At 32.7% G+C, this 12,958-nt stretch carries 9 protein-coding genes, 2 tRNA genes and 1 pseudogene; 6 read left to right on the forward strand and 6 right to left on the reverse strand.

Annotated features, from left to right (window positions below):
• Positions 1 to 118: 118 nt before the first annotated feature.
• The 5 genes and pseudogenes from IU405_RS09305 to IU405_RS09325 all read right to left on the reverse strand — a co-directional run bounded on the left by IU405_RS09305 (position 119) and on the right by IU405_RS09325 (position 7,146).
• A complete protein-coding gene (locus IU405_RS09305) occupies positions 119 to 2,101 on the reverse strand; it encodes a monovalent cation:proton antiporter family protein (RefSeq protein ID WP_197438331.1) in 1,983 nt (660 codons plus the stop codon).
• Between the two features lie 149 nt (positions 2,102 to 2,250).
• Positions 2,251 to 3,201, reverse strand: coding sequence for a TerC/Alx family metal homeostasis membrane protein (locus IU405_RS09310; RefSeq protein WP_317193363.1), 951 nt, complete (start codon positions 3,199 to 3,201; stop codon positions 2,251 to 2,253).
• Between the two features lie 357 nt (positions 3,202 to 3,558).
• Positions 3,559 to 4,175: pseudogene (locus IU405_RS09315) on the reverse strand (class I SAM-dependent methyltransferase).
• Between the two features lie 259 nt (positions 4,176 to 4,434).
• Positions 4,435 to 6,012 (reverse strand): aspartate:alanine exchanger family transporter, encoded by a 1,578-nt coding sequence (locus tag IU405_RS09320; protein WP_197438332.1) that lies wholly within the window; start codon positions 6,010 to 6,012, stop codon positions 4,435 to 4,437.
• 216 nt (positions 6,013 to 6,228) lie between these two features.
• Positions 6,229 to 7,146 carry an FKBP-type peptidyl-prolyl cis-trans isomerase gene (locus IU405_RS09325; RefSeq protein ID WP_197438333.1) on the reverse strand — a complete coding sequence of 306 codons (918 nt, stop codon included), beginning with the start codon at positions 7,144 to 7,146 and terminating at the stop codon, positions 6,229 to 6,231.
• A gap of 78 nt (positions 7,147 to 7,224) precedes the next feature.
• On the opposite strand from IU405_RS09325, the gene IU405_RS09330 reads away from it, so the two are divergent.
• Positions 7,225 to 7,605 (forward strand): RNA-binding S4 domain-containing protein, encoded by a 381-nt coding sequence (locus tag IU405_RS09330; RefSeq protein ID WP_197438334.1) that lies wholly within the window; start codon positions 7,225 to 7,227, stop codon positions 7,603 to 7,605.
• Positions 7,602 to 8,105, forward strand: coding sequence for a phosphoribosyltransferase domain-containing protein (locus tag IU405_RS09335; RefSeq protein ID WP_197438335.1), 504 nt, complete (start codon positions 7,602 to 7,604; stop codon positions 8,103 to 8,105). Before IU405_RS09330 ends, IU405_RS09335 begins: the two co-directional genes overlap by 4 nt.
• Here the strand turns inward: IU405_RS09335 and IU405_RS09340 are convergent.
• On the reverse strand, positions 8,100 to 8,612 hold the full coding sequence (locus IU405_RS09340) for a shikimate kinase (RefSeq protein ID WP_197438336.1): 513 nt from the start codon (positions 8,610 to 8,612) through the stop codon (positions 8,100 to 8,102). The genes IU405_RS09335 and IU405_RS09340 overlap by 6 nt on opposite strands.
• Before the next feature lie 100 nt (positions 8,613 to 8,712).
• Here IU405_RS09340 and IU405_RS09345 point away from each other — a divergent pair.
• From IU405_RS09345 to IU405_RS09360, 4 genes are all read left to right on the forward strand, one after another.
• Positions 8,713 to 8,785: transfer RNA gene (locus tag IU405_RS09345), tRNA-Lys, on the forward strand.
• 47 nt (positions 8,786 to 8,832) lie between these two features.
• Positions 8,833 to 8,916, forward strand: a tRNA-Leu gene (locus IU405_RS09350).
• Positions 8,917 to 8,989: 73 nt separating this feature from the next.
• A complete protein-coding gene (locus IU405_RS09355) occupies positions 8,990 to 9,796 on the forward strand; it encodes a carboxypeptidase-like regulatory domain-containing protein (protein WP_197438337.1) in 807 nt (268 codons plus the stop codon).
• 489 nt (positions 9,797 to 10,285) lie between these two features.
• A partial coding sequence (locus IU405_RS09360) for a collagen-binding domain-containing protein (protein ID WP_197438338.1) occupies positions 10,286 to 12,958 on the forward strand: 2,673 nt, incomplete at its 3' end.

A 12,958-nucleotide genomic window follows, 5' to 3' on the forward strand; every position in this document is an offset into this window, starting at 1 on the left:
AATGGTTTGCGTTCAGAATAACATTTTGAAGTTTTTGCGGGATTGGAATATCGCTTTTAGAAATTTAGTCCTAAATAATCGGTATCTATTATTTGAGAATTATCAGAAGAATACTTCCCTACTTCACCAACTTATAAAACTGCTCAATATTCGATTGCTTTCCTTGAATATACACTTTGTCTCCTTGCAATAAAATATCATCTGGATGAATGTTTTGCATCAATTTTTCATTTCGTTTGATGCCTAAAATATTGATGCCATAGTTGGCTCGTAAATTCAATTCATACAAAGGTTTGCCTAAAAATGTACTCCTATCTGTAGCCATGGTAACACATGTGATGTTGAAATCAGCCAAATTATTTGGTTTGAATGATTTGGGTTGTTTCAATTCGCCTTTAAAAAGTTGGTAATTGTCCGATCTTACTTTATCAACAATTTGCTCTATATCGTCTTCAGGTACTAAAAAATTATGCAATACATGCGTAAATATTTGAACAGAAGTTTCAAATTCTTCAGGAATCACTTCATCTGCACCCAATGCAAACAGTTCCGAAATTTCTTTGATAAATCGTGTTCTAACCACCAAATACAAGGAATCTGAATGTTTTCGGACGTTTTTTACCACTTCTTTTGTAGCATGATTATCAGAAATTGCAACAACAGCAGCTCTTGCTCTTTGCAGATGTACCGTTTCTAAAATATGATCGTGAGTGGCATCTCCAAAAATAATTGGCAAACCTTTTTCACGTTCGCGTTTTACGATTTCTGCATCAAACTCAATTACTAAAAACGGAATATTGCTAGCAGTTGCTGCTTTTGCCAAATTGCTTCCATTCACTCCATAACCAATGATAATCAAGTGATTTTCGATGTCATCAGCTACTTTTGTTTGCTCATTGTCTTGTAAAACCAAACTTTGTTGAATGCCTAATTTTTTTGAAACGCCTAATAACTTGTTAGTAATCCTTTCAGAAAAAATAATGACAAAAGGCGTTAACAACATAGAAACAATCGAAATGGATAAGAAATATTGATTGGTTTCCACATCCAACAATTGATATTCAATACCTACTTTAGACAAAATAAAGGCAAATTCACCCACTTGAAAAAGAGACAATCCTGTTAAAATAACTGTTCTTGGAGGGTATTTTAAAATGGCAACTGCCAAAGAAGCTATTATTGATTTTGCTACAAAAACAGCCAATACCAACAACAAAATCACTAAAATATGGTGCATGAAAAAGCTCAAATCAAGCAACATCCCAACAGAAACGAAAAAGAAACTCGTAAATAGCTCTCTAAATGGCAATATAATACTCGTTGCTTGATGACTGTATTCGGATTCTGAAACAATCAAACCTGCAATAAATGCTCCTAATGCCAGTGATAAACCAGCTTCTGAGGTGAGAAAAGCAACTGCAAAACAGAGCGTAATAGTTACCAATAAAAATAATTCTTTGCTATTGGTTTTGGCAACTGCATGCATCAATTTGGGCACAATATAGCGTGCACTCACAAAAGTGATGACCAATACTACCAATGTTTTCATCAAAAGGATGGAAATACTCCACCAAATATTCTCAGATTCTCCTGCCATTAAGGGTGTAATGAGCATCATTGGAACCACAATAATGTCCTGAAAAATCAAAATTGCCAAGGCATTTCTGGCATGTGGCGTGGTGATTTCTTGTCGGTCTTGTAAGGTTTTGAGCACAATTGCAGTACTTGACATCGAAAATAAAAATCCCACAAAAACAGCCTCACTCCATGAACTTCCTATAAAATAATACACACTTCCTGCTACAAGTACTGTCAATCCAACTTGAAAAAATCCACCAACAAATACGGTTCTTTTGATAGAAATCAATTGTTTGATAGAAAGCTCCATTCCGATCACAAAAAGCAATAAAATAACGCCAATTTCCGAAAGTATTTCTACTTCTTCTACTGCGTTTACCAAACTAAATCCATAAGGCCCAATCAAAACACCTGTGATTAAAAAACCAATGATGGAGGGCAATTTCAATCGTTGCAATACAAATACGATGATTACTGAAAAGCTCAATAAAACAAGCATATCGTTTAATAAGGGTAAATGCATAGTTTTTATTTGAATTTAGTATTTTTTAGGGATGGATTACAGCCACTGTTTTTTACTAAAATAGCCAAATCATCGCACTAAAATAGCATAATTTTCGTAAAGTTATCCATAATAACTTCCATAAATGCAGTAATCAGCAACTAAAAAAGTTACTCCCCAGCATCCGTTGATTTTGCATCCGCTCTCAACGAAGAAATATAAATTCCAATGGCCAATGAGATGAAAATAAACAGCAATGAAAACCATTCAGGAATATCAATCCAATTTGCAGTCATCAATTTTAAGGAAACAAATACCAATATTGAAAAGACACTGTATTTCAAATATTTGAACTTTTCCAGCATATTGGATAGGAAAAAATACAAAGAACGCAATCCCATGATGGCAAAAATATTGGAACTATATACAATAAAAGGATCTGTTGTTACCGCAAAAATGGCAGGAATACTATCCAATGCAAACAATAAATCTGTGAATTCTATGGTAATCAATGCCCCAAATAATGCTGTAAAAACTCGCTTCCCATTGATTCTGGTGATGTATTTTTCACCATCAAATTCTTTGCTAAAATGAAACAAGCGTTTCAGTCCTTTGGGCTCTTCTATTTCTTTGTGCTCAGATTCATTTTTCAACATTTTTAAAGCTGTAAACAACAAGAACAATCCAAAAATAATGCTCATTCCATGGATTTTGTTGATCAATACAATACCCACGCTAATCAAAATAGCACGAAAAACAATGGCGCCTAAGATTCCTAAAAAAAGCAATTTATGTTGAAATTTCGCCGGAATTTTGAACGATGTAAATATGATGGCAATCACAAAAAGATTGTCAACACTCAAGGACAATTCAATGATATACCCTGTTAGGTATTTGATAACTGCATTGGTTGGCGTCAAATTGGTACCATTTTCAACAAGCCCATTCTTATAAAAATAGTAAATCAGAAACGTAAATAACAACGCATTTGAAATGAAAAATATCGTTTCAAAAATGGCTCTTCTAACAGTGGTAACAGTATCTTTTTGGTGAAGAATAAAAAAATCTATCAAAAGAAGTGCTACTAGATATGAAATAAGAACAATCCAAGGAGTCATCATAGGGTGTAAAGTAATCTAAATGAGTTTGTTATAAATTATCAGCAAATCGTATTTCAGAAAAGCCTATTTCAGTACAAATGTACAATTGAATTTGTCGGATTTTATAGAAAAACCTTACTTTTTATAGGGATCGTTTTTTAATGTTATTTCTTGTCAAATGAGAAACGTGATGTGTAATTTTTTCAATAGCCGTTTGCGTGCATTTACAATCCCTACTCACAACCCTATTTTTTGCAATCCTTTCCTAATAATCTTCTTGCCCTGTCTCTTTTTTGTTTCACAGGATTATGGTGAATGTGATTTATGTATGGATTGGTACTTAATTTGCATGGATTACAAACCCACTATCGGGTTTTTCTAGTTCAAATGTCTCTTAAAACTACAAAACAAAAAGTTCTGCGTTGTGTCAAAAGGTGTTAAATGGTCTTCTGTTGTACATTTCATTTTATCAAAACCATCTTTCAATACTGATGCCAATTCCTCTTCGTTGTATTGTTTTATATCAAGTCCGCTACATTTTTTTGGCCCATTTTGTGAAAAGGTTCCAATTGTCATATATCCAACAACCGATTTTCTTGCGATTTTCATATATTTTTCTATTTGGTCAGTAGTAGTAAGAAAATGAAATGTTGCTCTGTCATGCCATACATCAAAAGTCATATTTGGTTCAAATTCTGTAATGTCACTTACAATCCAATGTACATTGTTTGCTTTTTCTCCAAGTCGTTTTTTTGCTTTTTCAAGTGATTTGGAAGAAATGTCAAGAACACTGATGTTTTCAAATCCGGCATCCAATAAATAATCCACAAGTTTACTATCGCCACCGCCAATATCTATTATTCTAGCTGTTTTTTAAGACCGAATGAATGTATAAATTCAAGAGATGTTTTTGGTATTTCTTGTGTCCAACTTACCTGTTCAGGATTTTTAGTTTCATAGACTGTTTCCCAATGTTTTTTTCTGTTTAAATTCATTAGTAGGTTTTTTTTAGCTTTTGCCTAACGTCAGTTCCTCTAAAAACCTCCGTTCTTATTTCAAATATATTTAAAATTTGGAATACAGAATGAATTTAAGTAGCACTATTTTTAAAATATGTTTGAGATTTTAATATGTTTAAAATCCATTCTTATTTTCATATCCAGTGTTGGATTTTCATGTTTTTTTTGATAAAAACAGTTTCACATAAACCCAAAAAAAATAGAAACAACAGAAACCCTACCTTCAGAAAAACAGTTAAATCAAACTCAAAATCTGAACCACAATAATCAACACAACCATGGCAATTGGATACACAGTAGCATAGGCAATGGCAGGTGCATCTGAATCTACCATGGTGTCTGTGGCAGCCAATCCTGGAGTGCTCGTCATTCCACCAGTAAGGGTTCCTAACAATACCAAAATGTTTATTTTGAAATAATATCTGGCAAAAATAGTGGTGACAATCATTGGAATAAGTGTAATAAACGCACCATAAACAAACAGCTCAATACCATATTGTTGAAAAGTACTTTCCAAACTTGAGCCTGCACTTGAACCAACAGCAGCCAAGAAAAACAACAATCCTATTTGTCTTAAAACTTGGTTGGCTTCTCCTGTCATAGTCCACATGATGGGACCCGTTTTCCCAGTTCTGCCTAATATCAATGCTACAATCAATATGCCTCCTGTCAATCCCAAACCGAACGTAAAATCACCAAAATTAATACTGATTTTCCCTACCAAAATCCCTAGAATAATTCCTAAAGTGATGGGTAAAAAATCGGTGTTTGACAATTTATTATCCCCAAAAATCTTGCTAACTTCTTCCATATTTTCTTTTGAAGAAATGACAATCAATTTATCACCAAATTGCAATTTTAAAGAAGGACTTGGAGAAAGATCAATTCCTGAACGTCTCACTCTAGTTATGGTGGTGTTATGCGCTTCTTCCAAATGCAATTGTCCCAATGTTTTTTTAACAACTTCTTTGTTGGTTACTAAAATTGAGCGCACATCATATTTTTTATCTAGCGGAATTTCCTCTTTTGTTTCATGACCTAACAACAATTTGACACGCTCTAAAGCTTCATTTGAACCCACTGCTCTTACAATATCTCCTTTGTCTAAAATCACATCATTTTCAGGAATAATGACAGCATTATTGTGTTTGATTCTGGAAACTACTGCCTTTGTCATGAAACGAATGCTTAAATCTTTCAAACTTTTACCAATCACATTCTCGTTTTCTACCACAAAATGTTTTGCCAAGATTTCAGGATATTGCATCAATACGTTGTCTTTGAATGTTTTTTCTTGTTCTTTCAGATTCACCTTCAGGATTCTTGGTAAGAAATTCACAAAAAGAATGACACCAATAACTCCAAAAGGATACCCAATACCATAGCCAATTGATGCCAATGGAGACCCTGTAATGTCAATGGCAGTTGCCAAACCTGGTGTGCTTGTCAATGAACCATTCAATAACCCAATAGCTAAATTTTTATCAACTCCAAAAAAGTAATGAACAGAAAAAGTAAGCAGTCCAGCCACGAAAATAAGCAATACCACTAAGGTGGCTAATGTTCGTCCATTTTTTTTAAAAGATTCAAAAAAACTGGGTCCTGCTTGAATTCCGATGGTAAAGATGAAAAGCACCAATCCAATGTATTGAAAATCAATAGGGACTACAATTCCGTAATGACCAAAAAACAATGCAACAAAAATAACAGCGGAAACATCTAAAGAAATTCCTTTTATCTTAATTCGACCAATGATAAATCCGATTAAAATAATCAGAAATAACACAAAATAACTATTTGAAAATAATTCCATGAGTCTGGTAATTTACTACAAAATTAAAGACTTATTCGCAAGAATGTTTTTTAAATGACCGATTTATATGCAATATCTACGAAAACGATTGCAAATACAATGATAAACTCATTCGTAAAAAGCATGTCAGAATTGAATTCATCACAGAAAACACAAAGCAAAAAAAAACTCTTTACTGGATTGCAAAGAGTTTTTTTGAGTGATTTATAAGTTATACTATTTGATGTTTTTATTCAAATAATCAGGTAAATTTGGATTGGTTGGATCATTTTTATCATCTGTTGGGTCGCCATTTCCATTTCTGTCTTCATTTTTGGTTAACACCCCATCACCATCATCATCTGTATCGAAATAATTAGGAATACCGTCCTTATCTGTATCGTCATTATTTACATCTCCATCTCCATCAAGATCTTCTTTGATACTAGGCACATTGTCATTGTCTTGGTCTGTGTCTTTCACAAAATCGAGCAAATCAATAAAGAAAAGCAAGTTGGTATCCACCAAATTACTAGACTGGTTTTGCGCTCTTGAAGAAGGATACGCCAATCCTGAAGGTATAAAAATAATACCTTTACCACTATTCAAAAAAGTAATGGGCCCGTTAAAAGGATCTCCATTCGGTTCTTTTTTTAGTGAACCTCCTTTAAACTTGGTCATTCCATGAGTCCAACCCCCAATTACAGCATTCAAATTGAACCAAATTCCTGAGGTATTGGAGTCAAATACATTCGTATTAAAAGTATTTCCTGAAAAAGTTCTTCCAGAGTATTTTACAAAAACAGAATCAACTACTGTAGGAAATCCCTTGTCTGGTTCTGGTGCTGCACTACCCTCATTGATGACATACACATACAATTTATAGTTGATGTCATTTTCAGTAACCTCCATAATTTTCAATTTAAGAGTCTCATCAAAAAGGGCTGTTTTGCCTGTTTCTAATGGCTTTAAAACATCTTCTGTTGCATCATAATAATGATTCTTTAAAAATTTTACAATTGAATCATTGTCAGAAATAGCAAGGGCTTCATGGTCAACATCAGCAAACGGATTTCGGAATGCATTGTCATCTCCACATGCATAAACTACGATAACGAAAAGTAGTAAAAGAATACTGTTTTTTATTTTAATCATTTAACTATAAAATTTTAGGGCGCAATTTACCATTTTTATACCTTTGTAGAAAGACAAAAAGTATTTTTTAACTTTTTTATGAGAATAGATAAATATTTGTGGTGCATTCGGATTTACAAAACCCGAAGTTTGGCAACAGACGCTTGTAAAAAAGGGCATGTAAAAATTGGAGGCAGCAATGTAAAAGCTTCTAGAGAACTCTTTGGGAGTGAATTGTTATTGGTTAGAAAAGACCAAATCAATTACCAACTAAAAGTGTTGGACATCCCAGAAAACAGAGTTGGCGCAAAATTGGTAGATTTGTATCGCAAAGACATGACGCCCAAAGAAGAGTTTGAAAAAAATGAATTGCTGAAATTTGCCAAAGACTATTACCGCAAAAAAGGCGAAGGAAGACCCACTAAAAAAGACAGAAGAGATATTGAAGGATATCAAGAAGAAACAAATGAAACTTTATGACAAAAGAACACAACATTATTTTAGATAACACTCAAATCAATCAAAAAATCAAACGAATTGCGTATCAAATTTACGAAAGCAATTCTGATGAAAAAGAAGTGGTCATTGCAGGAATCATTGGCAATGGCTATATTTTTGCTGAAAAATTAGTGGCTGTACTTACTGAAATTTCAGACATCAACGTGCACATTTGTTTGGTGACTATTGATAAGAAAAATCCGTTGATTCCCATTACTACTTCCTTAGAGGTGAGTGATTATAAAGACAAATCCTTGGTGTTGGTAGATGATGTGTTGAGCTCAGGAACCACCTTAATTTATGGCGTAAAACATTTTTTAGATGTGCCCTTGAAACGATTTAAAACGGCAGTTTTGGTCAATAGAAATCACAAAAAATATCCTGTAAAAGCAGATTTTAAAGGGGTTTCTTTGTCAACATCGATTAAAGAGCATGTACAAGTGGATTTTTCTAAAGAGGATTCTGTAGCGTATTTACTATAATAATTGAAGTATTGCTGCTGCAATTTCCATTTCTGATTTGTGATCAATTACAATCGTTTGTGAAGCTTGTTCATAAAAAAAGCGTCTTTCAAACAAATGCTTTGCGATAAATTCTGGCACTTGTTCATCTTCCAATGAAGCAATCAATGGCCGAGAACTTTTATGTTTCAACAATCTTTCTGACAAGGTTTGGATGCTAGCTTTTAGATAGACAGAAAGCGTATCGTTTTGTAAAATCAATTCCATATTATTGGCATAACAAGGAGTTCCACCACCCAATGAAAGAATCATATCTTGCTTATTTTCAAGTACTTCTTTCAAATATTCATGTTCTTTTAAACGGAAATAGATTTCTCCTTTTTGTGCAAAAATCTCTGAAATAGAAAGCTTTTCTTTTTGACAAATGTATTCGTCTAAATCTAAAAAAGGGTGTCCAGTTTGGCTAGAAAGAAGTTTTCCAATGGTTGATTTTCCTGACGCCATGTATCCCAACAAAACAATATGCATGATTGATTACTTTTAGGCAAATATCGATAAAATTTATTCAAAATTGTAGGACTAATTCATAAGATAGGTAGTATATTTGCAGCCTGAAAAATATTTTCAAGACCTGGTAGCTCAGTTGGTAGAGCATTTCACTTTTAATGAAAGGGTCCTGGGTTCGAATCCCAGCCCGGTCACAAATTAAAGTTACAATTAAAACTAACTTTACGTAATTCTATTCAAAGCGCGTATGGCGAAATTGGTAGACGCGCAGGCTTGAGGGGCTTGTGTTCATTAGAATGTGCTGGTTCGAATCCAGTTACGCGCACTTTTTTAGAATTTAAGTAACATCTTCACAAATTATTAACCTTTACAAAAAGTTTTATCCTTATTTTTGTTTTATGAAGAGAGCCCTGCCATTCCTGTTTTTATTGGTTTCATTGACTGTTTTTTCTCAAAATGACAGCATTCGTAAAACATTGTTAAAAGGTCAAGTAATCCATGCTGATACCAAAAAAGCATTGAGTGCTGCTCATATTTTAAATCTGAATACGGTTGAAGGTACTATCACCAATGAAGATGGTTTTTTTGAATTAGCCACCAAAGTAAATGATACTATTTTGGTTTCTTATTTAGGATTTTCATCCATCAAATTGAAAATATCCAATGATTTATTGAAAGGAAATGAATTGGAAATTGCGCTTTACGAGCGTTCTGAAGAAATGCGTGAAGTAATTATAAAATCAACCCAATTGATTGGAGTTCTAGAAATTGACCTTAAACAAGTGCCTAAAGATAATTTCACCAGAATTCACATCAATGGTTTGCCTCAAACTTATGAAGTGGGTTCGCCAAAACGTAAAAACTACACCTCTCCTATTGCCGCTTTGTTTCAACCCGTTGATTTTTTATACAACCTTTTTGGCAATAAACCCAAACAGCTGAAAAAATTACAAAAACTAAAACACGAAGACGATTTGCGCAAAATGTTAGCAGGCAAATTTGATCGTGAAGTAATGATGGAATACTTAGGAATGGACAGTCAAGAATTATCAGAATTACTGATTGATTGTAATTATTCTGAATATTTTATCAAAAAAGCTTCTGATTTACAACTTATTGAAGCCGTTTTAGATTGTTATGAAAACTACAAAGCTTTGAAAAAAGGCAGTATTGGTCGTGATAAAATTCCTGTAAAAAAGAATTGATTTGAGAAATTCAACCTACTTAGTGATACTACACATCATTTAAAAAACACTAAACCTTTATTTACTTTAACTTCTTTTTAACAAGGAGTTAATCCTTCTTTTGTTGATCAAATCATGTAATAATGATGTCTCATCATCAACTGCTTCATATACTACATTCAACTAATTATTTTTTCCATTCATAGAGCTAATATTGCTTTTTATCGAAAATTTAAAAAATAAGTTTGTTGCACTTATGAGTTGAACACAGCAAATTAAAAAAAAGAGGAACTTAAAAGTTCCTCTTTTTTTTTGCAAACTAATTAGTCATTTTGGAAATAAAAAATTTCAACAATTTTAATTAAATATCCTATTTAAAAAAAACGATACAAACTTGCCATTCAACTTTATAATATTACTGTTCAACGATATATCAATCTGAAAAGAAGTTAAAACTTTATCTTTATGCTTGTAAAACCTTGTGTAACAGCAATATTTTAAAATTTAATCATGAAAACCCCCCACAACAACTTCAAATTAGAAAATCTAAATGCTTTAAAAAATTTAGCTTTCTTTATTATTATTATTTTCATCAACATCTTTTCAACAAATGCACAATGTGTTACTATTAATGATTGTGATGGAGATGGAATCGTAAATTCTATAGATTTAGATGATGATAATGATGGTATTTTAGATTGCGAAGAAAATGGTTTAAACGTATCTTCTTTAAGTAGCTTATTTTCTTTAGCAGGTTCTGCCTCTATCGTGAATTCAAATGAAATAGAACTTACTCCAGACTTGCAAACACAAGCAGGATCAAGCATGTCTTTTGGGAAAATTGACTTTAATAATAATTTTAATTTTTCTATTGAAATTAATTTAGGTACTAAAGATATTGGAGCAGATGGTATAGCAATTGTTTTTCATAATGATCCTACAGGTATAAATACTGTGGGTATTTCTGGTCAGGGTATTGGAGCATGGCAAATTAAAAATGGTATTTCAATTGAATTTGATACCTATCAAAATAATGGAGAATTAATTAACGATCATACCCAAATAAAAAATACAAGAACTTGGGCTGAACTTACATCAATGACCGATTTAGGGAATATTGAGGATGGCAAATGGCATCTTGTTAGCTTCAATTGGAACGCAAATTCAAAAACTTTAAGCTACTCTTTTGATGGAAACTTCATTGCTAACTATACAGATGATTTAATTGCTAATATCTTTAATGGAGAATCAAAAGTTCATTTTGGCTTTACTGCTTCAACAGGAGGACAAAGAAATAGTCAAAAAATACGATTTGCAAATAACTTATGTACTTATCCATTAGTAATCGATTCAGATAATGATGGTATTCCAAATCATTTTGATACAGATTCAGATAACGATGGTTGTCCAGATGCTCTTGAAGGAGGAGGTAATTTCACAATAACAGATATCAATGGCCGATTAAAAGGTGGAGTTGATTCGAATGGTATACCATTAATAACATTAGGATTAAATCAAACAATAGGAACTAGTTTAGATGCATCAATATTATCAACTGTTTGTACAAATCCATACAATCCAACTATGCCCGCAAATTGTTTTAATGTTTTCGTTGAAAAAAACGTAACCTTAACTAGCGGAAATACAATTGGAAGTTTTGCTGCTGGTGGAGATATTACAATTAATGGTGATTATGATGTTGCTTTGCAAGATTGTGGATGTTTTAACATAAATGGAAATGATATTGGTCTTTTAGTGGGTGGTAAAGTCAACTATAATAATGGAAAATTAAATATTAGAAACGCGTCACAATTTGTAAAAATAGGAAATCAAAACGGAGCTAACGCATGGTATGCAGATCCTGAGAATGCTCCTACACCGATAAGAATTACACCAGAAAACATTTACTATTCAAATTCATATATTCAGTTGTCTGGAAATGCTTCAAATTTTAATGCATCATCATCAACAAATTCTGTATTTGAAAAAAATGTAATTGATTTTCCTTTGGCATTCCAAAGACTAAGAACTAATGCTACAAGCATGTCAGAAAATGTTCATAATGCCTCTTTAAAAGATGCTAATGGTAATTCAATTACAAACACAAACTTACCAAATCATATTGAAGTTTTTCTTAATAATGGTGCAAACTATATCAATATAAATGCAGCAGATTTGAATAACGTACAAGTTTTTAATACACAAAATCATGCGGATTCTGACAAATTTTTAATTATCAATATAAACGCACCTGGTGTTTTTAATTGGAATGTTTGGTCTCAAGGAGGTATTGATAATCAAGATGCAGCTCATATCATTTATAACTTTTACAACACCACTGAATTAAATTTAGAAGGGAGCAACACTATTTATGGTTCTATTTTAGCTCCTTTTGCAAGTATCACAAAAAGTGTAAATAAAGCAGATGTAGTTGGGCAGGTAATTGCATCTTCCTATTCACAAGACGGGGGAATTATTCATTGCTCAAATTTTAAATCAGACATAAATGCATCTATATCAGTAAACGTATCACCAATCGCTGAATTTACAGTTAATAATAACGAATGCTTAATTAATAATACATTTGTTTTTAAAAATACCTCAAACACATATCCAGCAGCACAGCCAATAGAACCTATTTCATATTCTTGGGATTTTGGAGACGGAACAAATAGTGTTTTAATGGAGCCTACTAAAACCTATGCATTATCAGGCACCTATACTGTTACTTTGGTTGCTACAAATGTATTTGGTTCTAATTCCAAAACTTTACAAGTAACCGTATTGCCAAAAATAGATTCACAGGTAACAATTAACACTACAAATTCAGGAAATAATTCTGTAGATAAGTATGTTACTTTATTAAATCCTACCGATTTTACAAGCTACGAATGGACTTTGCCTGGAGAAATAACTGCCTCACATCAAAATCAGGAAAGTGTAACAATGAGTTTTTCTCAAGCTGGGATATATACTCTTACTTTTTCAGGAATTAACACAAATGGCTGCTCTGTAGAAACAGAAATTTCAATAACTGTAGCTTCTGCTGAAGTTACTACTGGAAATGCTGGTGGTGTAGAATCTGAGAGTTTGGGTGATGCTATTTCTAAAATCTATGTAAATCGTAAGAAAAATAGCGTTCCAACTGAGTTTGTAAAATCGGAAGAAAACCTCTATAGCAAA

Origin of the sequence: Polaribacter sp. BAL334 (assembly GCF_015767435.1) — a bacterium.
In the GTDB taxonomy this organism is placed as follows: domain Bacteria; phylum Bacteroidota; class Bacteroidia; order Flavobacteriales; family Flavobacteriaceae; genus Polaribacter.